The organism is Bifidobacterium moraviense (assembly GCF_012932365.1).
Classification (GTDB): domain Bacteria; phylum Actinomycetota; class Actinomycetes; order Actinomycetales; family Bifidobacteriaceae; genus Bifidobacterium; species Bifidobacterium moraviense.
On the sequence record NZ_JAAIIH010000001.1, the window covers coordinates 76344 to 97332 of the forward strand.

A 20989-nucleotide genomic window follows, 5' to 3' on the forward strand; every position below is an offset into this window, starting at 1 on the left:
TATAAGTCGGTCAGAGACGTGAATTGGGTGGAAGCTCTCACTGGCTTCAGGTCCTTGAAATGGGGGGAGAAAGCTATTGGGGGCATCAGGTATGATGCGATTCTAGGCAGGGACTACCCAGTTTTGAGTGTTTCTGAACAGTTCGACCCTACCTTCATGCAATACATAGATCGGGAAAACGAGCGTGTTACGGATTATATGGACAATTACCTTGCGGGAGGTGGAGGAGACTTAGCTAAATCATCGGCATTTGCATTCTTTCCTGAATATGCTCTTGTAGGGCGGATCAGTGGAACCGCTAGTAAAAGTGTCGAGCCATTGAAGAAGGCGCTTGACCACTTTTGGCCGCAAGGAAAAGAATATGAATGGGATGTACAACCTGTAATAACAATTGATAGTATCGAACGTTTTAAGAAGGAACTCAAAGAATTACACTCGTTTAACGCAAAGTTTACCACTAGACGTACTTTGGACTCGGTGTCGTTCGAAGGTGGTACAACTGGTGAGTTTTATGGGGAAATATCTGATGCGATTGGTGCTGACTTAGACGTAGAAATAAAGGTATCCATTCCGAGTGATGCTCTCCTTGCTGCTCCCGCACGTAAGTTTAAGGAGATGATGGGTGATTTTGTCAGCTTTGCGGCGAAGCAGAATAGGCAGATGCAAGTCAACGGGATAGACCTCGCTGGTAAGCTGCTCGAACTTAAGCTTGTAGAGCATCCGGTCGTGGAACAGGAAGACATCATAATTGGCGAAAATGAGCCGAAACAATTCACTAGTCTCGTTGAACATCTAATAAAAGTTTGTGCTGAAAAGCAGACCGATCTATACCAGATATCAGGAGGAGAAGAGTATGAGTAGAATGTCAAAATTCGGAGCTGCGCTCGTGGCGCACCCGGGTTTTGACATGCTCGCTCCTGTGATTGTGGTCGGCGGTTGGTTGTTCCTCTTGCATGCTCCTACGCCTGACGACAACGTTTCTCAGAATGTTTTCGTAGCGATCTCTACCCTCTCTGGTCTTGTCATGGCTGCTGCAACATTCATTTGTACTATGACATATCAGTCGGTATCACGATATATGCAGGTAACCCACAAAAGGTACCATGATGAATTATCTAGAAACTGGCTTAGTGTTATCGCATGGACCGCAGCTTCTGCTGTCGCTCCAATCGTATCTCTTTGCCTTTGGAAAACGTGTGAGAGAACTGCTACTGCAATTTCGCTTTGGGCTCTTATCTTGATGGGTGTGAAACTCATCAGAAGTATTCATTGGCTAAAGTATACCCTTTTCATGGAAAAAGCGTCGATGATGATACAAGAACCATTATCAAATGAAGACATGAAACATGCTTTTCAGAGACGTAAATCTGGTAACTTATAAGTGCTTTTTGAGATTCGCGAATGTTTGATCAGAACTATTGGACTCTGGTTTTCAAGGATGATTTATGCCCAGTACTGCAGCGGATGATGTATGCCCTCGTTGTAGCGATGGTGCGCGGAGAGGAAGCCGATGATCTTGCTGGAGTACGAATCGTCGTGGTTGATTTCATCCACAAGATAGAGCAATGCGATCAGCGCCTGAGCGACCGATCGCTGCTCGTACTCGAAGTCCGGGTAACGTCGGCGCATGTCTCGGGTGACCTGCGGCACGATGACCATCTCGCGATGCCGCAGTCTGCTGTGATGCGAGCAGAGGTTGCGCAGATGCACTATCGCGTGGATGATCTCGGATGCGGCGCGCAGCTTGGTACGCACGCCAAGCGACCGGTACAGCTCCTTGAATACGGCAGTGTCGTTATACAGGCTGAGCATTTGAGACACGGCACCGAACGGCAGTGCCTCCACGGCTGCCCATATCGGCGTCGGCGCGTCGGTTTTATGGTAGTGGCGGATGGTCGTCTTGTTTGACGTTTCTATCCATTTGCGGATGCTGGGGACCAGCGCAGTGCGAAGCTCGATGCCTGCGGGATCGGTGATCGGCTCGTATGAGTCGATGCATGCATACGAGTATGCGCCGCCATGCTGAGCGACGAGATAGGCGAAGCGGGACTTCGTCACCTGTTCGATGAGCTCTGTGCCGCGCAGGATCATGGAACGCAGCTCGCCGTCCAGCCGATACGGTTCAAGGATGTCCGAGATGTCGACGTTTGGTTTGAATGGTCCTCCGCTCGTCGGATCGTTCTGGAACGCACGGAAGTAGTTCGATAGCCGGTAGTAGCTGACGTCAAACAGGATCCGCCGCATGGCATCGCGATCCGGCATGGTCAGTCCCCGTGACTCCAGGAGCGTGATCGTCTCATCCAGGCTCTTCGCGGGTTCCACCGACGCCTCCAGAAACGAAAAGAGCCCTCCGGGTTGCGCACTGCGAGGAGGCGTGGAAGGCTGCTGTTGCCGCTGAGCCTATCATCCGGCCCCAACCGACGGCGATGGTTCGGGCGGCATCGTCCACGGTGCAGACAGCAAGCGGGTATTTCGGGGACGCTGCAATCATCGAGACGTCATGGCCGCATGCCCGTCCATTCCGGCTTCGAGGATTCCCCTCAGCGAGTCCGATGCCCGTATTGTCAGGGGGCGTTTCCCGGATCGGACGACGAGGCCTGCGTCCAGAAGCTCTTCTACGTACTTTCGTGCGCTTTGCTTGGATAGCTTGATATGGTATGCGGCGTCGTCCAGCGTCATGGACTTGGACGAGTCGAACAGCTCCTCCTGAATTACGCCGTACAGTATCGAGGCTGCTTTTGCGGACAGTCCGCGCTCCTGCTCAAGCTGGTCGCAGACCGCCAGACCCTTGGCGAGCTGGTCGACCCTGACCTCGAGTTCGTCGATCAGCTCGCCTTGGGCCTTGCTGATGAACTCGAGGATGGTGTTTACGAAGAATGTGAGCTCTCCGCAGTTCAGTTTGTCCTCGGCTTCCATGAACGCCTTATAGTAGGCGTTTTTGTTCTCTGCGATGATGCGGGACAGGGACAGCACGGTGGGCATGGTCAGGTCGTGGTTCAGGTAGAGGGCCAGAAGGTACCTGCCGGTCCTGCCGTTGCCGTCGTAGAACGGGTGGACATATTCGAACAGGAAGTGCGCCATGATGGCCGATTGCAGTCGGGGAATCTCGTCGGAGGTCGCCAGATGGATCATGTCGGTGAGGAGCGCGCTGATGTTGCCTTCGCCTGTGACGCCGTTGTGAATCGCGAGGCCGTGCGGGCCTTGTATCTCCACGTCGCCTTTCCGGAACAGCTCGCCGTCTGGTCTGTCGCTTTCGCTGATTTCATCGAGCACGACCTTGTCGTAGATGTTGCGTATGTCCGCGATTCCCGACGGCAGCGCGGAGCTCTTGTCGGTGAGACTCAGGTACAGCTTGGCGAATTCGCTGAACCGGGCCTTGGATTCGTCGCCGTTTGTTCTGGCCTTGTCGGCAGCATCCACGGCGTCACGGGTTTCCTTGCGGGTGCTGCGCACGCCCTCCATCTCGTTGGTGGCGAACAGTTCCTCGCTGATGGCGTGCCGTATGTAGTCCCACCGCATGACGCCGGGGAACTGGTTCCATAGCCGGGACACGCGGCGCTCTGCGAGAAGGATTTTCTCGGTGAGCATGGATGTTTCGCGCGGCGTGGCTGCGAACAGTTCGCCCAATGGCGTGATGACTCCGGTCCTGAATGTGGAGTCCGCTTCAAGCCGCTGCCGGACGAGCATCGCATGGTTGCCGAAGGCGTCGTTCGTTCTGTCAGCGTGGAATACTCGCGCCAAACTTCTATATTTCATGTTCATTGCTGCAATTTGCTTTCCTGATTGCGCCTGTAATTATAGAAACTATAAGATTAAATCGAGTCACAATCAACCAGCTGCAGGGCTTGCGCCGCTCCAGTCGGGTTCCTGCGTGCCCGCTGCCACCGCAGCGTGCTAGCGTCATATACCTGATCCGAACCGAGGGGAGATGCGATGAGCGTGACGATCGAGACCGAACGGCTGCTGCTGCGCCCGTGGAAGACCGGCGACATGGCCGAGGCGGAATCGCTGTTCCGCTGCGCTTCCGATCCCGAGATCGGCCCGCTGTGCGGATGGCCGCCGCACGAAACCCCCGAGGAGAGCATGGCCGTCATCCGCGACGTGTTCGCGTCGAGCGCCAACTGGGCCATCGCCGTCCGGGGAGGCGCGGCGGCAGCGACGGGGGAGACCGGCGGTGACGCGCCGGTCGGATGCATCGATCTCAAGCCGCTGCGGCACATCGACGGCGATCTCGCGTCGGATGCCGCGTTCGGGGAACGCTACGGCCGCTACCTCGGCGGCAATGCGCTGGAGGTCGGCTACTGGATCGGCCGCCCGTTCTGGGGACGCGGCTATGCGACCGAAGCGCTGCGCGCCGTGCTCGCCTACGCGTTCGAGACGCTGCGCGTGGACGCGGTGTGGGGCGCCCACTACACGGAGAACGCGCGGTCCGGGCATGTGATGGACAGGTGCGGCATGACGGCGGCGGGCGAGTCGCACCACAACTACTTCAGTCTCATCGACGAATACCACGATGAGACGCTGCACGTCGTCACCGCCGACGAATGGTGGCGAGAGCGCGGGGCGGCTTCAGGCGTCGGCAGCGTCATCCCTCGATGAGGAGATCGTCACCGGGCGCGAACTGGAACAGGGTCTGCGTGCCTTGGGGACGCAGCGCGTCGGCGGTCGCGTTGCCCGGAATGACCCGCATGCCTGCGATCGTCAGACGGTTCCCATAGGCCTGAAGATCGACCCAGACCATGAAGCGACGCAGCGGATCGGCGGCGACGCCCGGCATTCCCGGCCCGGCAAGCCGCTCCCAGACCTCCTGCGGTACGTAGGCGGGGATGCTGCAGCGCCGGCATCCATGCATGCCGTCCCACAGGATGCGCGACACGGTGCGGCTCACGAGCACGCCGTCCGAATCGATGTAGTCGGGGCGGGCGGCCATGCGCAGCGTCGGCGGCAGGGCACTCGCCTCGACGCCGATCACGGCAGGATCGCGCGCCACGGATCGTATGTGCATGCGTTCCTCGCGGTATTGCGCCCTGAGTCGGATCAGCATGGCCAGGGCGATGGCGGAGCACAGCAGGCAGAGCAGGCCTTGCCAGTTGCGCCATCGCGTCGGACTCGGAGCGAAGATCAGGCTCATGATCCCGGCGAAGAGGAACATGGCGAACACGAATGCCGCTACCATGACGGCGATCCGTTCCGCGCGGTCGGCGGTGCGCCGCGATCGCGCCATGCTCTCCGTCGCGGCGCGCGATCCGACCGCCGTCCATCCGAGCCATGCCCCGGAACGCTCGGTCGTCATGTCGGCGAAGTCGTCCGCCACATATCGCCGGATTCCCATGGGATCCTCCCTCCATCGCCGTCGAAGGAGGCGGCGCAGCCTGACTCCACGATAAGGCGGAACGACCGCGTCGGACGGAGGCGTCTCACGCCGATGTCGCCCGTTCGGGGCAAGGTTGGGGAACCCGAAACGTACAAGGAGAGCGCACGCATGGACCAGCTGAGCCAGCTCAAGGAGCAACTGTCGGGCTTCGACCAGATCGCGCTGTGGTACGGCGCGCTGCCGGGCGCCGCGAAGACCGCGATCACGCTCGTGGTGGGCGTCGCGCTCGCCGTCGTGGCGTTCAAGGTCGTCATCCGCATCGTCCGGACCGTGCTGCATGCGGTGATCGCCGCGGTGCTCGCGTTCCTCATCGGCACCGTGCCCGGCAACCTGATCCTCAATCAGGCGTACGGCCAGCTTCAGGAGCGGTTCGGCACGTCGATCAGTCAGATCGTGCAGAACGCGAACCACTGAATCCCATGGACCGCGCATCCCACGCATCGATGACGGACGTCCGGGTCGGCGAGCCGCTCGAGATCCGCGCGTACGACCATGCGACGGACGAGGCACGGAGGATCCGCCTCGCCGCGTTCACGGAGCTCGCCCACGCCCGTCCCGAATTCGACGACCGGGACGAATCCGGCTCCGGGACCGTGCATCTGCTCGGGTTCCTCGACGGCGCGGCGGTCGCGACCTGCCGGTACTACGCCGACCCGGACCATCCCGACCAGCCGGGACGGTACGTGATCGCCCGGCTTGCGGTCGTTCCCGGACTGCAGGGTCGCGGACTCGGCACACGGATGCTCGCCGAGGCGGAATCCCGCATCCGCGCGCTCGGCGGACGGATCGCGGCCGTGCATGCGGCGCGCAAACGGTTCGGATACTACGAGCGGCTCGGCTACGAACCCACCGCGGACATGTACGACGGCGGGCATCACGGCTGGCTCGTCAGGAATCTCGCCAGGGACCTCACCCAGGCTCCCGGAAAGGACACCCCATGCAGCGACCGGTCATGACCTCTCCCGCGTTCCTGCGCATCCCGTCCGCGCCCGCCACGGCGGACGATCTCGGCGTCGCCGCGGATCTGGACGACACGCTCGCCGCGCATGCCGACGCCTGCGTCGGCATGGCCGCCAACATGATCGGCGTGTCCAGGCGCATCATCGTGTTCGCCGATCAGGAGACCAGGCGTCGGATGACGATGCTCAACCCCAGGATCGTCGCGAAGTCGGGCCCGTACCGCACCGAGGAGGGGTGCCTGTCGCTGGACGGCATGCGCGCCGCCGAACGCTACGAGCGCATCACCGTCACGTATCAGGACCGCCGGCTGCGCGAGCGCACCGCGCGCTTCGAGGGCTTCACCGCGCAGATCATCCAGCACGAGATCGACCACTGCGACGGCGTGCTCATCTGATCCGCGGACGCGCGCTCACAGATAGGTGCTCCAGCCGAGCTTGACGGCCAGGATCACGCCGGCGATCACCGCGGCGGCGCGCATCACCTTCGCGGGGATGCGGCGCGTGACCGGCGGGGCGATGTAGCTGCCGATGAAGCAGCCGGCGCACAGGGCGACGGCGAACGGCCAGTTCACCGAGCCGCGCACGATGAACATGACCGATGCGGTGACGTTCGCGCCGAACCCCACCACGGTCTTGAGCGCGTTGATCTCATGGAACGGGCCGATCCGGCCCACATCGAGCATGGCCAGCGCCAGCGTGCCGGCACCGGCGCCGAAATACCCGCTGTAGATGCCCACGAAGCTGATGCCCAGCCACATCCACCACGGATCGCGGCGCACGTCGTCCTTCGGATGCGCGGCGGCGTTGACCGCGGCCTCGCGCGCCTGCGCCGACGTGGGGCCGAGCGCCGAGCCCACCGCGTCCCGGGCGTGCGCGCGCTCGCGCGGATTGAGGGCGATGATGAGCGCGCTGAACAGGATGAGCGGCGGCACCAGATACTCGAACACCTCCGGCGGCAGCTCGAGCAGCAGCAGGCCGCCGATCACGCCGCCCAGCACGCCGATGACGGCGTAGATGACCACGCGCGTGCGATGCCCGGACAGTTCCCTGCGCGCCGAAAGACATCCGCCGAACCCGGTGCCCACCACGCCCACCGTGTTGGTGGTGTTCGACAGCACCGGCGGGATGCCCAGCGCCAGCAGGGCGGGGTAGGAGACGAGCGACGACGCGCCCACCGCGTAGCCCACGAATCCGGCGCCGACGCCGGCCAGCAGCACCAGCAGCAGGGTGATCACGGATGTTCCGGCGATGGTCATGGGACGCCTCGATCGTTTCGCTCGTGCGGCGCGGATGACGGCATGACCGGAACCGCCGCGGACCCCGGAAGCCGCAAGCGAGCATACCGGTTCCGCGGGGATGCGGAGGAAGACGTTCCGAACGGTGGTCGGCGGTGCCGCGTCGCCTCGCCGGCTCCGCATTCGCCCACGGCGATGATGCGGCACGTCGCGTTGTCCGGCGTCGTCCGGGTCGCTATGATGGCCTACTCTGCAAGGAGATCGAGGACATGAGGGAATGGAGTTCGATGGGTGAGGACCGCTGGAGCGTCGACGAGGCATGGACGCTGCTGAAGGAGTGCCGCTCCACGCTGGCGGTGGTCCTCGCCGTGCTGCTCACCGCCGTCACGACGCTGTCGTTCACCGTGCGCGCCGCGGAGGGGGTGGCCGCCGAGACCGCGGCGATCGGCGAGCTGGGCGGCGAGCTGGAACGTGCCGCCGTGCCGGCCGTGGACGCGGGGATGGTCGAACGTCAGGCGCGTCGGGCTCTGGTGCAGCGGGTGAGGGCGAACTGGCGCGAGCCCACCGGCGTGCAGCCGAACCTGGCCGACTATCCGGACATCACCGTGGACGTGAGTCTCGCGGACCAGATGGTGTACGTGCGCTCGGCGGGCACGGAAATCTACCGCATGGTGGCGAGCACCGGCATCGACGACTCCACGCCGCACGGCACGTTCGTCACCAACGGCGACCGCGACGACCACTTCTACACCGCCCGCGACCACATGGGCGGCGACTACTGGACGCGCATCACCGGAGTGTACCTCTTCCATTCTGTCCCCACGCGCGAGGACGCGGGCGACTACATCGAGGACCAGGCCGTCCTGCTGGGCGAGCCGGCGTCGCACGGCTGCGTGCGCCTCACCGTGGCGGACGCGAAGTGGGTGTACGAGCAGCTGCCGAAGGGCACCCGTGTCACCATCTCCTGACCCTGCGCCCGGGCGGTCTGCCGCCTCCTCTGCCGGCACGGGCACCGGACGCGTGTCCCGCCACTCGGTGGTGGACGATCCCACGCTGCGCTATCTGGAGTTCATCCAGCGCGAGGACCGCGTCCGGCACCACACGTACGTGCAGGAGATGCGCCAGTACGACCTGATGAAGGCCGGGGATCCGGAAGCGATCCGCGAGAGCGTACGCATGTGGGAGTCGGGCCTGTACGGGCACGTGTCCGACGACCCGGTGCGCAACGCGAAGTACCTGTTCGTCACGTCGATCACGCTGGTCACCCGGTTCGCCATCGAGGGCGGCATGGACGAGGAGGACGCCTACAACGCGTCCGACCTCTACATCCAGGACATGGACCGCTGCACGAGCGTGGCCGAGGTGCGGCGCCTGCACACCGACATGATGACGTTCTTCACGTGGGCGATGGCCGATCTGGTCAAGCAGGGCGTGCAGTCGCGCCCCATCGTGGAGTGCCTGGACTACATCCACTACCACCTGCACGAGAAGATCACCGTGGCCATGCTCGCCGAGCACGTGCAGCTCAACCCCACCTACTTGTCCGAGCTGTTCTCGCGCGAGGTGGGTACGCCGATCTCGCAGTACGTGACCGACCGGCGCATGGAGGCGGCGCGCAACATGCTCATCTATTCGCGCTATTCGATCGCCGAGATCGCGCAGATCCTCGCCTACCGTTCGCAGAGCCACTTCACGAAGGTGTTCCACGCGGCCACCGGCATGACGCCCAAGACGTACCGCGACCGGTACGCGCGCAGCGGCATCTGGCCGGAATGACGGACGGGCGTCGCGCGGGCGGAGGCGCATGCGTGTCCGGTCGCTGTACGCCGGGTGAATTCTTCCGCGATCCGCAGCCGTGGAGCGCGTCAGTGACGCCGCCGCGCCCGGCGATGCGCTACCGTGGTGGCTACCGCGCCGCCGGCGGGACCGGCGGCATGCGACATCGACGATGAACGAGGCAAAGGAAGCAACGAACCATGGGAATGCCGCTTGACTTCTATGTGATCAGGCACGGCGAATCGGAGGCGAACGTCATCGTGGAGGCGGGCGAGCAGGGCGACAACTCCCTGTACACGCAGGACAACGTGACCGTCCCCGACCGCTCCTGGAGGCTCACCGCCACCGGGCGCAAGCAGGCCGACTGCATCGGACGCTGGCTCGTCTCGCAGCAGCAGCTGTTCGACCGCTATCTCGTGTCGCCCTACGTGCGCACGCGCGAGACCGCGGCCACGATGGCGCTGCCCAAGGCGCGCTGGGAGGAGACGCGCGCGCTGCGCGAACGCTCGTGGGGCGAGATCAACACGATCACCAAGGACGAGTTCAAGACGAACTACGAGCGCAACTGGATGTTCAAGGCCACGGACCCGCTGTACTGGCGTCCGCCGGCGGGCGAATCCATCGCCGACGTCTCGGAGAACCGCGTCCACAACCTGCTCACGTCGCTCAACCGCAAGTCGGACGCGGAGTCCGTGGTGGCCGTGACGCACGGCGACTTCATGCTCGCGCTGATGCTCACGCTGGAGGACCTCTCGGACGAGGAGTTCCTGCACCGCGCGGATTCCGACGAATGGCGCATCACCAACTGCACGTGCCTGCACTATTCGCGCCGCGACCCCAACACGGGCCGCACCACCAAGCGCGTGCGCTGGGAGCAGACCGCGCGGCCGGTGTACGTGGAGGAGACCGGCCGCTGGGAGGTGAAGGTGGAGCCGTGGCGCGAATTCCAGCGTCCCATCATGTCCAACGGCGATCTGGTGGACGTGGTGCACGCGGTGGACCCGCATCTGCTGGAGTACTCGCGCTGACGGTCGTGCCGATGCGCTGACGGCTGCGCCGCCGGCCCGCCGTGCCGCGCGGAAACGTCCCGCGCGCATCCGTGGACTAGAATGTCCTCGAATGCGCGGAAGGCAGAGCGTACGCGGATCCGCGCGAACGAGAAGCGAGGAGACGCAGTTGTCCGATCTGTTTTCATGGGGACTGCACGGCGACGGCAAGACGCTGGCGCCGGGCGAGGTGGTGGAACCCGACGAGCGCCTGACGTGGGGGCGCACGGCCGGCATCGGCGCGCAGCATGTGATCGCCATGTTCGGCGCCACGTTCCTGGTGCCGATCCTGACCCACTTCGACCCGTCCACCACGCTGTTCTTCACGGCGCTGTCCACAGCCCTGTTCCTGCTCATCAACGGGAACAAGCTGCCCAGCTACCTGGGTTCGTCGTTCGGCTTCATCGCGCCGATCGCCGCGGTGGCGTCCGCGGGCAAGAGCATCGCGGTGGCCAGCTTCGGCATCATGGTCACCGGCCTGCTGCTCGCCCTCGTGGGCGTCGCCGTGCACTATGCGGGCGCGAAGTGGATCGACGTCATCATGCCGCCGGTCATCAACGGCGCGATCGTGGCGATCATCGGCTTCAATCTGGCGCCCAGCGTGTGGAGCAACTTCCAGCAGGCGCCGGACACCGCGCTGGTCACGCTCGTGGCGGTGCTGCTCATCGCCGTGCTGTTCAGGGGGTTGGTCGGCCGGCTCAACATCCTGCTGGGCGTGCTCGTGGGCTACGCGTACGCCTGCGCGCGCGGGCAGGTGGACTTCTCCGCGATCGGCGAGGCGGCGTGGATCGGCTTCCCGAGGTTCCACACGCCGCAGGTCGACTTCTCCATCCTGCCGATGTTCGTCCCCGTGGTGCTGGTGCTCGTGGCGGAGAACGTGGGCCACGTCAAGTCGGTGGCGCAGATGACCGGCCGTGACTACGACGGCCGGATGGGCACCGCGCTGCTGGCGGACGGCCTCGGCACCGCGATCGCCGGCTTCGACGGCGGCTCCGGCACCACCACGTACGGCGAGAACATCGGCGTGATGGCCGCCACCAAGGTCTACTCCACCGCGGCCTACTGGTGCGCCGCGGGCTTCGCGCTGCTGCTGAGCCTGTGCCCGAAGTTCGGCGCCGTGATCAACACCATCCCCTCCGGCGTGCTCGGCGGCGTGACCACGCTGCTCTACGGCATGATCGGCATGATCGGCGTGCGCATCTGGGTGGAGAACAAGGTGAACTTCGACAAGCCGCTCAACATCATGGTCGCGGCCATCGTGATGATCATCGGCATCGCCGACTTCACGTTCGCCGTGCAGGGCGTGCAGTTCAACGGCATCGCCATCGGCACGGTCGTGGTGCTCGTCGCCTACCACGGTCTCAAGGCGATCGGCAGGGCCACCGGCACCATCGACAAGGACGATCCGGACATCCTGTAGGGTTCCGTGTCGCCGTGCCGTGTCGTCGTGTCGTGTCGTGTCACCGCGCCGTCGGAACGCCGTCCGCGGCACGGTACGGAGACGGGCATCAGCGCCGTTCGCGGAACTCGCGCGGCGTGACGCCCACGTGCCGGCGGAACACGCTGGCGAAGTAGCTGGGGGAGGAGAATCCGCAGTCGGCGGCGATCTCCGCGATGGCACGCGCGGTACCGCCGAGCTGGCGCTTGGCCTCTTCCAGACGGCGTTCGGTCAGGTATTCGACCGGCGTGCGGCCTACGTAGCGCCGGAACAGCAGACAGCATTGCGTGCGGCTCACGTGCGCGGACGCGGCGATGCCGGCAAGCGTCAGCGGCTCGCGGAACCGCTGCTGGATCATGCCGGTCATGAGCAGCACGTCCATGCGGTCGCGCTGCTCCGTGCTGGCTTGGGCACTAGCGTCAGCGCCGGCATCGGCTGCGGCACCGGCGTCCAAGCCGGCAGCCGCGTCGCGTGCGTCCGCGTTGCATGCATCCGCGCGCGCTCCTTCGCTGAGCAGCCGCCCGATCGCCATGTCGCACACGTCGATCGCCGCGGCCAGCGTCGGCAGCGGATTGCCCTGCGGATCGTCCGGCATGAGCCTGACCACCCGGTCCACGGCGTCCAGCATGTCGCGCTGCCAGTCCACATGCGGGCTGAGCGTCAGCAGATCGGGCATGTCCTGAGCGAACGCCTGCGCGCAGCGTGCCGCGACGGACGGCGTCGCCGATTCGAACAGCGCGGGGCTGATCACCGCGCACGAGAACCACGCCTCGCGCCGCTCCGGCGAGAACCCGTAATGCAGCCGGCTTGAATTGACCAGGATGCCCTCGCCGGCCTCCATCACGGTCACCGTGCCGTTGACGAAGTAGTGCATGCGTCCGCTGACCACGTGCACGAACTCCAGATCGCGGTGCCAGTGGCATGGGCATCGGTACCCGGCGAAGCCGGACAGCGGCTCGTGGTACGCGTATATCGGCAGCGAGGGCAGGTTGTAGTGGATGCGCTCCGAGAGATCGGAGAACACGGTCGTCTCCAGTCGGGGCTCGCTGCTGCTGCGGAACGCCGGTCTGACCATGGTCGTCTCCTTCGCGGTGCGGTGCTGCCCGATGCTGCGTTGCACTGGCCGACATTGCATCGGCCCGCATGGGCGTCTGTACGATAATGATAGTACGACGATCGGAATCGCAAATCCCAGACGTGTGCCAAACCCTTGCAAACCTTACGATTGCAGTGTCATCGCACGAAGACCGCAGTAAGGAGCTGATCATCATGATGGCACGAATCTTTGATTACATGAACGCCCGTCTTGCCGACTACTACGCCCTGTGCCAGCAGTGGATGCACGAGCGCGCGCAGACCGTCTCCGACGCCGGCGCCGGCGACGTCGACTGGTTCGCCCGCTGGTACGCCGCGCGGGTCTGACCGGTTCGATAGGCTGAACGCCATCCATCAATCGACGCACATGCAGGGAGGCAACGATGGCGCAGCGGGAAGGCGGAAGAAGGATCGCGATCGTCACGGGAAGCGCGCTGGGACTCGGCTACGAGCTGACGAGGCAGCTCATCGAGGCCGGCTGGTTCGTCGCCGGCATCGACTTCAACGAGGAACGCCAGCTTGAGCTCGCCAAGGAGTTCCCGGCCGACGCCTACCGTGCGTTCATCGGCGACGTGTCCGATGAGATCTTCGTCAAGCGGTCCGTGGGCGAGATCGCGCGGATCGGCCATGTGGACCTGCTCATCAACAACGCCGGGCAGCCTTCGTTCAAGACGCCCACCGCCTACGAGGCCGCCGACGTCGACAAGTGCCTCAAGGGACTCAAGGGCATGATCCTGTGGAGCGTCGAGACCCTCAGGGCCTGCGAGGAGCGCGACCTCAAGATCGCCAACGTCATGAGCACCGCCGCCACGCGCGGCAACGCCAACGAATCCGTGTACTGCGCCACCAAGTGGGGCGAGAAGGGCTATACGCAGTCCCTCAAAGCCGCCTACAAGGGCACCAGCGTGAAGATCGTGGGCGTCTACCCGGGCGGCATCGACACCGACTTCTACCGCGAGAGCCACGACTACGTGTCGATCGATAAGCAGCACACGTTCATGCGTCCCGACGAGCTGGCCCTCGTGATCCTCTTCAACCTCGTCAACGACGCGAACCTCACCGTCTCCGACATCCTCATCGAACGCAACTACGTGTGAGCAACTGCGGGGCTCCCCTCAGTCGGCTTGCGCCGACAGCTCCCCTCAAGGAGAGTAGCCGAAAAAGCCTTCCCTCTCTGAGGGACAGTCGAGCCTTTAGAACCTTGGCTCCCCTCTGTGAGGGGAGCTGTCCGCGAATGCGGACTGAGGGGAGTCGTGTGGTGCTGCTGGCTGGTTTGCTCCCCTCAGTCGGCTTGCGCCGCCAGCTCCCCTCGGGGAGGGGAGCCTGAGTCGTCTGAGCGGGGCATGGAAGCGCTGGTAGGCACCTTCGGCTAGAGTGGCACGGTTTGCGCACCGCGCGCAACCCATGACATGAAAGGCCGCTGTGCCCAAGCAATTCCATCACGGCTCGCATTCCGCGGGCCACGCATCCGATCGTTCCAATCGTTCCGACCATTCCGACCGCTCCGCGCGCGGCGAGCGCCGCAGCCGCGTCGCGCGCGCCGGCAGCCGCCCGCATGGTTCCCGCGACCGCCGCGACGACCGCGCGCGCCGCCAGCAGTCGCGCGACTTCGCGTCGATGCCGGCGCCGCTGACCGCCGACGCGCCGGAAGCGGCCGCCGCCGTTCTCGAAAGCTGTCCCGTTCCCTTCGCCGAGCTGGGCGTGCCCGAGCCGCTGGTGCGCGTGCTCGCCGCCGACGGCAAGACCGAGGCGTTCCCCATCCAGGCCGACACCCTGCCCGATTCGCTTGCGGGGCGCGACATCCTGGGCCGCGGCCGCACCGGCTCCGGCAAGACGCTCGCGTTCTGCCTGCCGCTCGCCGCGCGCCTGTGCGAAGCGCCGTTCGAGCCGGGCATGACCATGGCCGACTACCGTCGCGGACTGCGCCGCATGCGCGACCGCCGTCTTGAGGAGCGCGTGGACGCCAAGGCGTGGACGCCCAGCCCCCGCGGTCTCGTGCTGGCGCCTACGCGCGAGCTTGCCAACCAGATCAACGACGTGCTCACCCCGTTCGCCGGCATGTGCGGCATGACCACGTCCGTCATCTACGGCGGCGTCAAGCAGAGCCGTCAGGTGCGCGAGCTCAGGGCCGGCGCCGACATCGTCGTCGCCTGCCCGGGCCGTCTTGAGGATCTGCTGCGTCAGGGGCTGCTGACGCTGAGCGCGGTCGAGATCGTGGTGATCGACGAGGCCGACGAAATGGCCGACATGGGCTTCCTGCCGCCGGTGCGCCGTCTGCTCGCGCAGATCCGCCCCGACGCGCAGCACATGTTGTTCTCTGCCACGCTCGACCACGGCATCGACGATTTGGTGCGCGAGTTCCTGCGCAATCCCAAGACGCACAGCGTGCCCGACGCCGCCATGGCAGCCGATGCGATGACCCAGCATGTCTTCCTGATCGACAAGGCGAACAAGCTTGACGTGGTGCGCGCGCTCGCCGGCGGCGCCGAGAAGCGCATGCTGTTCACGCGCACCAAGTATCAGGCGAAGAATCTGGCCAGGAAGCTCACGCAGCAGGGCATCCCCGCCGCCGAGCTGCACGGCAACCTGTCGCAGAACCAGCGCGACCGCAATCTCGCCGCGTTCGAATCCGGCGACGTGAACGTCATGGTCGCCACCGACGTGGCGGCGCGCGGCATCGACGTGAGCGGCGTCCGGCTCGTCGTTCAGGTCGATCCGCCCGAGGATCCCAAGTCGTTCGTGCATCGTTCCGGCCGCACGGCACGCGCCGGACACACCGGCGACGTCGTCACGCTCGTCCTGCCCGACCAGCGGCGCGAGGCCAGACGCATGCTCAGGGCCGCCGGCATCGATGCGACGCCGATCGCCGTGCGCGACGACTCTCCCGAAGTGCTCGACCTCGTGGGGGAGCGCGCCGAGCGCGTGGACGGATGGACGCTCGACGCATCGCAGCCTGCTGGCGGCAACAGCGGCAAAGGCGGCAGGAAGACGAAGCCCGGCAAGAAGACGAAGGACGATAGGAAGGCGCAGCCCGACAAGCCGCGCCGGAAGCGCGGGGCCGAGCATGCGGACGAACGTGCGGACGAGCGTACGCATGAGCACTCGGAGGAGCGTATGGACGACCGTACGCACGAGCACGTCGCCCGTCGTTCGCCGATGCATGCGGCGCTGGACGCCTACGCCGCTGACCGGACCGCGAACCATGCGGATCGCAGGGGCGCATCCGACGACGCCGCGTCGCGCAAGGCGCTGCGGCATCTGCCGGTCCTCCGCGAAGACCGCTCCGACAGGCAGAACGACCGCCGTGCGGACGGCAAGCGCCGCCATGCGGATGCCGTGACGCACGGCAAGCGCATCCATCGCAGCAAGGAGAACCGCATCGTGCGCGACGAGCGATCCGAGGACGCCAAGCGCCACGAGCGCCGCATGATCGCCAAGTACGGCAGCGCGGACGGTCCACGCCGCCGCCATTCGAAGCGCCGCGGCACGCCGTTCCGCTGACGGGCCGACATGCGCCGGGCCGTCGGCAAGGCTCGCGTTGTCCGGGTCTGGCGTCTGGCCCTATCGTCTGGCGTCGATGCCTATCGGCGGGTGCCGCGAGCCGTGCTGCCGGCCCGCTTCGGGTCGCCGCCGTTCATGAACGCCGCCACATGTCGCGTGAGCGCGCGCGGCAGCAGATGCTCCGCGGCGACGCCGAGCTTCGCCGTCGCGCCGTGACAGGCGAGCGTGCGCCCGCGCATCATGCGGGCGTAGGCGAATCGCGCCACGTTCGCCGCCGTCGCCGGTCGCGTCATCGTGAAGAAGTTGAGGCCGTGCATCCGCGCCGCCTGCTCGAAGCCGGTCGTGGTGGGGCCCGGGCATATCGTCGTCACCGTGACGCCCGTGCCGCGCAGCTCCACGGCCAGCGCCTCGCCCAGCGAGCGCACGAACGCCTTGGACGCGAAGTACATTGCCATGTACGGTCCGCCCATCGTCGCCGCCACCGAGGCGATGTTGAGCATGCGCCCGTGGCCGCGCATGCGCATGAGCCGGCCGAACCGGTACGACAGTTCGGCCAGCGAGACCATGTTCACGCGCATCATCGCGCGCTGGCGCTCCCAGTCGCCGTCGAGGAACCCTGTCCAGTCGCCGAATCCGGCGTTGTTGACGAGCACGTCCACGTCCAGCCCCAGCTCCTGCACGCGGTCGAACAGCGTGCGCGCCCCGTCCTCGGCGCTCAGATCCGCCGCGATGGCGACCGCATGCACGCCGTACCGCGCTTCGCTCCGCGCGCACAGCGTCCCGAGACGTCCGGCGTCCCGTGCCGTGAGTACCAGATCGTGCCCGTCCCGCGCCAGCAGCTGCGCCAGTTCCCGTCCGATGCCTCCGGTCGCCCCGGTCACCAGTGCGTACGCCATCATGCCTCCTCGCTCGTCGTCACGGCCCGCTCGTCGTCGCGCCTTCGTCACACCCAGTGTACGGGCCGCGCCGCGCCCGGATGGACGCCGCGGGCGGACGCTATAATGGGCGGCCGTCGCCATGCAGGGAAACGCGAAGGAGTGTCGAAGATGACTGTGGTCAACGAGGCCGGGACCGCGCGCCGCGCCACCCTCGAACGGTCGCCGCGCGACATCCTCGTCGGCTCCGTCCTCACGTTGCTCGGCGGCGCGCTGTGGGGCGTCAACGGCACCGTGTCGAAGATCCTCATGGAGTCCTATCAGGCCAGCCCCGAATGGATCGCCTGCGTGCGCCAGCTCGCGGCCGGCGTGCTCTTCCTCGTCTGCGCGGCCGTCGCCACGCCCCGCCAGCTCGCCGGTGCCGTGCGCGACCGCCCCTCGTGGCCGTCGTTCGTCGGCAACGCCGTGGTGTGCGTGCTGTTCGTGCAGGTCGCCTACCTCAACTCCATCGACGCCACCAATTCCGGCACCGCCACGGTGCTGCAGGCGCTCAACCTGCTGTTCGTGCTGGCCTACACCTGCATCCACGCGCGCAGGGGACCGGTCATGCGCGAAGGCGTGGGCGTGGCGCTCGCCTTCGTCGGCGTGGCGCTCATCGCCACCGGCGGGGACCCGCGCTCCCTGAGCCTGCCGGCGGCGGGACTCATGTGGGGCATGCTCAACGCCGCGTCCACCGCCGCGTTGGCCGTCACGCCGCTGCGGCTCATCGACCGGTGGGGCAGCTTCGCGACCAACGGCATCATGTTCGTGCTGTCCGGACTGGCGATGACGCCGTTCGTGCGCCCGTGGAACGAGGTGCCGCCGCTGGATGCCGCGGGATGGGGACTGATGGCGTTCACGGTGCTCGGCGGCACGTTCGGCGCGTTCTGGCTGTTCCTCGTCGGCTCGCTCAAGGCCGGACCGATGCGCGCCACGATGCTCGGCACCATCGAACCGGTGATGGCCACCGTTTCGGCGGTCCTGTTCACCGGCACCGTGTTCACGCCGGTGGACCTGACCGGCTTCGCGCTGATCATCGCCATGGTGTTCCTGGTCCGCTGACCCGGCGCATGGCCTACAATCGTGAGCCATGGACGATGCGCTGTATGACTTCTACGTGGCCGGGCCGTTCTTCGACCGCGACGAGACCGCGAGCATGGAACGGCTCGAGGCGGTGCTCGACGCGCACGGGCTGACGACGTTCAAGCCGCGGTTCGCCAGCGAGATCGAGGAGGTGGGGCCGAAGGGCTGCTTCGACGACGACGTCGCCGCCATCCGCCGATCGAAGGCCGTCATCGCCAATCTCATGGACGACGATCCCGGCACGATGTTCGAGATCGGCTTCGCCCATGCGCTGGGTCTGCCCGTGTACGCGTACCGGGAGGGGCTCGCCCCCACCGACCGCGTCAACCTGATGATCGGGCAGGCGGTGCGCGCCGTGTTCGCCGGCCCCGACGATCTGGCACGTTGGCTCGAGACCGGCGAACATCGGGACGTGGACTACATCCAGTTCTGACGCTCAGTTCGCCCGCGCGGCGTCGTCGAGCAGGATCCTCGCCACCGCCTCGGCGTAGCGCGCGTGGCTTGCCGCCTCCATGTGCAGCTTGTCGACGTCGGACGCCTCGGCCACCTCGGAGGCGTCGAAGAACAGGTATCCGTTGCGCTCGGCCACCTCGCGGTAGTAGCGCGCCAGTTCGCGCGAGCGCGGCGCGGCGTCCGCGGCGAATCCGACGTACGGGCTGTTCTCGATGCCGGGCTTGATGTGGATGGGGGAGACGAGCAGGATCTTCGGCGCCGGCCCGCAGCCGCCGTACGGGTAGCGTTCGATGGTCTGGCAGACGAATTCGGCGGCCGCTGCGACGGTGCGCGGCGACGCGTTGAAGATCTCCTTGAGGTCGTTGGTGCCGAGCGCCACGATCGCATAGTCGATGGGGCGCGCGGACTGCAGCACCACGGTCAGGGCGCCGATGCCGTCGCGCTGCGGTTCGAGCGGGTTGTCGAACACGGTGGTGCGTCCGCCCATGCCCTCCTCGATGACGCGCCAGTCCGGGCCGAGCAGGCCGGCGAGCCTGCCGGTCCAGCGCACGTCGAACGGGTGGCGGGTGCCGATGCGGTTGGGGTTGGTGCCGAAGGTGTTCGAATCGCCGAAGCACAGCACGTTCTTCATATGGATCTTCCTTGAAGCCGACGAATGGATACATCGGTTACTATAACCGCGCCGCGCCGCGTTCGGCCGCTGCTGCACGCTGTTGCCCCGGCCCGGAAGCGGCCGGGCGCGGCCGGTCAGCCGAAGTGGTACAGCGTGCGTCCCGCGGCGTCCTCGATGCGCACGGTCGGCGCGGGGTCGAGCGCAAGCTCCACGATGATCGTCTCTCCGGTTTCCGATCCGAACGCGCGGTATCGGTATCGGCGGTTTTCGAGCAGCAGCCGCTCGGTGCGCGCCTCCACCAGCCACGGGTGCTGGCGGCGCAGCGCGACGAGCGCCTGATGCGCCCGGTACATCCATGCGCCCAGATGCGAGAGCTCGGCGGGGGAGCGCGGGAACTTCGGGCGCACGTCGTCGTCCCCGCCGAGGCGCGCCTCCTTGACGCCCACGTACGCCTGCTCGTCGCCGTAGTACACGCTCGGCACGCCGCCCACCGTCATGAGCACGGCCAGCGCCAGCACGGCGCGCTCCGGGCCGATCGCCGAGGCGAGGCGGGTCATGTCGTGGTTGCCGACGAACGTCTGCGGCACGAACGCGTCGAGGAACGCGTTGTGGCGGGTCAGGTTCCAGTCCAGCTCGAAGAAGTTCTCCGACGCGATGGCGTGACGGATCGACTGGCACAGCTCGTACTGGGTGAGCGAATCCATGCCCGAGGCGGCGACGATCGCCGGATAGTCGCCGTGGATCACCTCGCCGAACACCCAGACGCCGGGGTGGGATTCGCGTACCCGCGGCAGCACGCGCGTCCAGAACGCGGGATCGACGGCGTACGCCGCGTCGAGCCGCCATCCCGAGGCGCCGCGGTCGAGCCAGTGGTTCATGACGCGCGCCACGTAGTCCGCGGTGCGCGGATCGCGGTGGTCGAGCTCCACCAGATCGCCATGCCCCTCGAACACGTCGAGATCCGGTCGCCCGTCGGGGCCCGGACGCGTGGCGACCATGCCGGCCCACGGACCGTCCGTCCTTCCGGCGAGCGCGTCCCGCACCGCCGGATGCTGCCGGCCCACGTGGTTGAAGACGCCGTCGAGCACCAGATGCATGCCGTGGTCGCGGCACGCCTCGGCGAGCCGGTCGAAGGCCGCGTCTCCGCCGAGCCGCACGTCCACGTGCATGTGGTCGAGCGTGTCGTAGCCGTGGGAGGAGGACTCGAAGATCGGTCCGAGCAGCAGTCCGGAGACGCCGAGGTCGCGCGCGTAGCCGAGCCAGCCGGCGATGGAGTCTAGTCCCCGGCCCGTGAACGTGCGCGGTCCGCTCGGACGGATGTCCGCGCCGACGAATCCCAGCGGGTAGACGTGCCACCAGATGCCGTGGCGCACCCAGTCGGGCATCGGATGCGTCGCGTGGGTGCATGACTGAGCGGTCATGATGGCGTCTCCTTTCGCCGTGTCGATGCCCGTCGCGCTTCCGGATCCGGATTCCGTCCCGGCGCGGTTGCCGCGGGCAAG

23 protein-coding genes are annotated in these 20989 nt (G+C 65.9%); 15 read left to right on the forward strand and 8 right to left on the reverse strand.

Translation table 11 applies throughout. From position 1 onward, the window contains the following. Positions 1–27: 27 nt before the first annotated feature. Both G1C96_RS00335 and G1C96_RS00340 read left to right on the forward strand, forming a co-directional pair. Positions 28–861 (forward strand): ImpB/MucB/SamB family protein, encoded by an 834-nt coding sequence (locus G1C96_RS00335; RefSeq protein ID WP_335341896.1) that lies wholly within the window; start codon positions 28–30, stop codon positions 859–861. Beyond that, entirely contained in the window at positions 854–1381 is a 528-nt protein-coding gene (locus G1C96_RS00340; RefSeq protein ID WP_169274675.1) for a Na+:H+ dicarboxylate symporter, read from the forward strand. Before G1C96_RS00335 ends, G1C96_RS00340 begins: the two co-directional genes overlap by 8 nt. Before the next feature lie 62 nt (positions 1382–1443). On the opposite strand, the gene G1C96_RS00345 is transcribed toward G1C96_RS00340, so the two are convergent. Together G1C96_RS00345 and G1C96_RS00350 are read right to left on the reverse strand one after the other, a co-directional pair. Further along, a complete protein-coding gene (locus G1C96_RS00345; RefSeq protein WP_169274676.1) occupies positions 1444–2322 on the reverse strand; it encodes an Abi family protein in 879 nt (292 codons plus the stop codon). Between the two features lie 165 nt (positions 2323–2487). Then, on the reverse strand, positions 2488–3762 hold the full coding sequence (locus tag G1C96_RS00350) for a Fic family protein (RefSeq protein WP_205831981.1): 1275 nt from the start codon (positions 3760–3762) through the stop codon (positions 2488–2490). Positions 3763–3933: 171 nt separating this feature from the next. Here G1C96_RS00350 and G1C96_RS00355 point away from each other — a divergent pair, with 171 nt between their 5' ends. Then, positions 3934–4599 carry a GNAT family N-acetyltransferase gene (locus G1C96_RS00355; protein ID WP_169274677.1) on the forward strand — a complete coding sequence of 222 codons (666 nt, stop codon included), beginning with the start codon at positions 3934–3936 and terminating at the stop codon, positions 4597–4599. On the opposite strand, the gene G1C96_RS00360 is transcribed toward G1C96_RS00355, so the two are convergent. Further along, complete coding sequence (locus G1C96_RS00360) at positions 4586–5332, reverse strand: hypothetical protein (RefSeq protein WP_169274678.1); 747 nt, start codon at positions 5330–5332, stop codon at positions 4586–4588. The genes G1C96_RS00355 and G1C96_RS00360 overlap by 14 nt on opposite strands. A gap of 150 nt (positions 5333–5482) precedes the next feature. On the opposite strand from G1C96_RS00360, the gene G1C96_RS00365 reads away from it, so the two are divergent. From G1C96_RS00365 to G1C96_RS00375, 3 genes are read left to right on the forward strand one after another with little or no spacing between them, the layout of a single operon-like run. Beyond that, on the forward strand, positions 5483–5788 hold the full coding sequence (locus G1C96_RS00365; protein ID WP_169274679.1) for a hypothetical protein: 306 nt from the start codon (positions 5483–5485) through the stop codon (positions 5786–5788). 5 nt (positions 5789–5793) lie between these two features. Then, the gene (locus tag G1C96_RS00370; RefSeq protein WP_240945029.1) at positions 5794–6330 is read left to right on the forward strand and encodes a GNAT family N-acetyltransferase; all 537 of its coding nucleotides are present in this window, start codon (positions 5794–5796) and stop codon (positions 6328–6330) included. Then, positions 6312–6728 (forward strand): peptide deformylase, encoded by a 417-nt coding sequence (locus G1C96_RS00375; protein WP_169274680.1) that lies wholly within the window; start codon positions 6312–6314, stop codon positions 6726–6728. The genes G1C96_RS00370 and G1C96_RS00375 overlap by 19 nt, the downstream gene beginning before the upstream one ends. Positions 6729–6743: 15 nt before the next feature. Here the strand turns inward: G1C96_RS00375 and G1C96_RS00380 are convergent, their stop codons facing one another. After that, positions 6744–7589: a sulfite exporter TauE/SafE family protein gene (locus G1C96_RS00380; protein WP_169274681.1), complete on the reverse strand. Its 846-nt coding sequence runs from the start codon at positions 7587–7589 to the stop codon at positions 6744–6746. Between the two features lie 248 nt (positions 7590–7837). Here G1C96_RS00380 and G1C96_RS00385 point away from each other — a divergent pair, with 248 nt between their 5' ends. The 4 genes from G1C96_RS00385 (at position 7838) to G1C96_RS00400 (ending at position 11810) form a co-directional block, all read left to right on the forward strand. Then, positions 7838–8536: a L,D-transpeptidase gene (locus G1C96_RS00385; RefSeq protein ID WP_240945030.1), complete on the forward strand. Its 699-nt coding sequence runs from the start codon at positions 7838–7840 to the stop codon at positions 8534–8536. 52 nt (positions 8537–8588) lie between these two features. After that, entirely contained in the window at positions 8589–9344 is a 756-nt protein-coding gene (locus tag G1C96_RS00390) for a helix-turn-helix domain-containing protein (protein ID WP_335341897.1), read from the forward strand. A gap of 200 nt (positions 9345–9544) precedes the next feature. Further along, positions 9545–10372: a histidine phosphatase family protein gene (locus G1C96_RS00395; RefSeq protein WP_169274682.1), complete on the forward strand. Its 828-nt coding sequence runs from the start codon at positions 9545–9547 to the stop codon at positions 10370–10372. A gap of 148 nt (positions 10373–10520) precedes the next feature. Next, entirely contained in the window at positions 10521–11810 is a 1290-nt protein-coding gene (locus G1C96_RS00400) for a uracil-xanthine permease family protein (protein WP_169274683.1), read from the forward strand. 88 nt (positions 11811–11898) lie between these two features. Here the strand turns inward: G1C96_RS00400 and G1C96_RS00405 are convergent, their stop codons facing one another. After that, complete coding sequence (locus tag G1C96_RS00405; RefSeq protein WP_169274684.1) at positions 11899–12903, reverse strand: AraC family transcriptional regulator; 1005 nt, start codon at positions 12901–12903, stop codon at positions 11899–11901. 194 nt (positions 12904–13097) lie between these two features. On the opposite strand from G1C96_RS00405, the gene G1C96_RS00410 reads away from it, so the two are divergent. The 3 genes from G1C96_RS00410 (at position 13098) to G1C96_RS00420 (ending at position 16424) form a co-directional block, all read left to right on the forward strand. Then, complete coding sequence (locus G1C96_RS00410) at positions 13098–13250, forward strand: hypothetical protein (RefSeq protein ID WP_169274685.1); 153 nt, start codon at positions 13098–13100, stop codon at positions 13248–13250. Between the two features lie 56 nt (positions 13251–13306). Continuing rightward, entirely contained in the window at positions 13307–14020 is a 714-nt protein-coding gene (locus tag G1C96_RS00415; RefSeq protein ID WP_169274686.1) for an SDR family NAD(P)-dependent oxidoreductase, read from the forward strand. A 520-nt stretch (positions 14021–14540) separates the two neighbouring features. Next, on the forward strand, positions 14541–16424 hold the full coding sequence (locus G1C96_RS00420; RefSeq protein WP_169275196.1) for a DEAD/DEAH box helicase: 1884 nt from the start codon (positions 14541–14543) through the stop codon (positions 16422–16424). An 80-nt stretch (positions 16425–16504) separates the two neighbouring features. On the opposite strand, the gene G1C96_RS00425 is transcribed toward G1C96_RS00420, so the two are convergent. Then, positions 16505–17320: an SDR family NAD(P)-dependent oxidoreductase gene (locus G1C96_RS00425; protein ID WP_169275197.1), complete on the reverse strand. Its 816-nt coding sequence runs from the start codon at positions 17318–17320 to the stop codon at positions 16505–16507. A 150-nt stretch (positions 17321–17470) separates the two neighbouring features. Here G1C96_RS00425 and G1C96_RS00430 point away from each other — a divergent pair, with 150 nt between their 5' ends. Together G1C96_RS00430 and G1C96_RS00435 are read left to right on the forward strand one after the other, a co-directional pair. Further along, a complete protein-coding gene (locus G1C96_RS00430) occupies positions 17471–18400 on the forward strand; it encodes a DMT family transporter (protein ID WP_169274687.1) in 930 nt (309 codons plus the stop codon). Between the two features lie 28 nt (positions 18401–18428). Continuing rightward, complete coding sequence (locus tag G1C96_RS00435; protein ID WP_169274688.1) at positions 18429–18854, forward strand: nucleoside 2-deoxyribosyltransferase; 426 nt, start codon at positions 18429–18431, stop codon at positions 18852–18854. A 3-nt stretch (positions 18855–18857) separates the two neighbouring features. Here G1C96_RS00435 and G1C96_RS00440 read toward each other — a convergent pair whose 3' ends face one another. Both G1C96_RS00440 and G1C96_RS00445 read right to left on the reverse strand, forming a co-directional pair. After that, the gene (locus tag G1C96_RS00440; RefSeq protein WP_169274689.1) at positions 18858–19505 is read right to left on the reverse strand and encodes an SGNH/GDSL hydrolase family protein; all 648 of its coding nucleotides are present in this window, start codon (positions 19503–19505) and stop codon (positions 18858–18860) included. A gap of 116 nt (positions 19506–19621) precedes the next feature. After that, positions 19622–20872 carry an alpha-amylase family protein gene (locus tag G1C96_RS00445; protein ID WP_169275198.1) on the reverse strand — a complete coding sequence of 417 codons (1251 nt, stop codon included), beginning with the start codon at positions 20870–20872 and terminating at the stop codon, positions 19622–19624. Positions 20873–20989: the final 117 nt, after the last annotated feature.

Excerpts from the sequence above, each read along its gene's own strand:
- G1C96_RS00380 (WP_169274681.1), bottom strand. The coding sequence starts at position 7,589 with ATGACCATCGCCGGAACATCCGTGATCACCCTGCTGCTGGTGCTGCTG.
- G1C96_RS00370 (WP_240945029.1), top strand. The coding sequence starts at position 5,794 with ATGGACCGCGCATCCCACGCATCGATGACGGACGTCCGGGTCGGCGAG.
- G1C96_RS00360 (WP_169274678.1), bottom strand. The coding sequence starts at position 5,332 with ATGGGAATCCGGCGATATGTGGCGGACGACTTCGCCGACATGACGACC.
- G1C96_RS00410 (WP_169274685.1), top strand. The coding sequence starts at position 13,098 with ATGATGGCACGAATCTTTGATTACATGAACGCCCGTCTTGCCGACTAC.
- G1C96_RS00395 (WP_169274682.1), top strand. The coding sequence starts at position 9,545 with ATGGGAATGCCGCTTGACTTCTATGTGATCAGGCACGGCGAATCGGAG.
- G1C96_RS00435 (WP_169274688.1), top strand. The coding sequence starts at position 18,429 with ATGGACGATGCGCTGTATGACTTCTACGTGGCCGGGCCGTTCTTCGAC.
- G1C96_RS00365 (WP_169274679.1), top strand. The coding sequence starts at position 5,483 with ATGGACCAGCTGAGCCAGCTCAAGGAGCAACTGTCGGGCTTCGACCAG.
- G1C96_RS00385 (WP_240945030.1), top strand. The coding sequence starts at position 7,838 with ATGAGGGAATGGAGTTCGATGGGTGAGGACCGCTGGAGCGTCGACGAG.
- G1C96_RS00405 (WP_169274684.1), bottom strand. The coding sequence starts at position 12,903 with ATGGTCAGACCGGCGTTCCGCAGCAGCAGCGAGCCCCGACTGGAGACG.
- G1C96_RS00350 (WP_205831981.1), bottom strand. The coding sequence starts at position 3,762 with ATGAACATGAAATATAGAAGTTTGGCGCGAGTATTCCACGCTGACAGA.
- G1C96_RS00425 (WP_169275197.1), bottom strand. The coding sequence starts at position 17,320 with ATGGCGTACGCACTGGTGACCGGGGCGACCGGAGGCATCGGACGGGAA.
- G1C96_RS00340 (WP_169274675.1), top strand. The coding sequence starts at position 854 with ATGAGTAGAATGTCAAAATTCGGAGCTGCGCTCGTGGCGCACCCGGGT.
- G1C96_RS00420 (WP_169275196.1), top strand. The coding sequence starts at position 14,541 with ATGCCGGCGCCGCTGACCGCCGACGCGCCGGAAGCGGCCGCCGCCGTT.
- G1C96_RS00440 (WP_169274689.1), bottom strand. The coding sequence starts at position 19,505 with ATGAAGAACGTGCTGTGCTTCGGCGATTCGAACACCTTCGGCACCAAC.
- G1C96_RS00355 (WP_169274677.1), top strand. The coding sequence starts at position 3,934 with ATGAGCGTGACGATCGAGACCGAACGGCTGCTGCTGCGCCCGTGGAAG.
- G1C96_RS00430 (WP_169274687.1), top strand. The coding sequence starts at position 17,471 with ATGACTGTGGTCAACGAGGCCGGGACCGCGCGCCGCGCCACCCTCGAA.
- G1C96_RS00445 (WP_169275198.1), bottom strand. The coding sequence starts at position 20,872 with ATGCCCGACTGGGTGCGCCACGGCATCTGGTGGCACGTCTACCCGCTG.
- G1C96_RS00375 (WP_169274680.1), top strand. The coding sequence starts at position 6,312 with ATGCAGCGACCGGTCATGACCTCTCCCGCGTTCCTGCGCATCCCGTCC.
- G1C96_RS00415 (WP_169274686.1), top strand. The coding sequence starts at position 13,307 with ATGGCGCAGCGGGAAGGCGGAAGAAGGATCGCGATCGTCACGGGAAGC.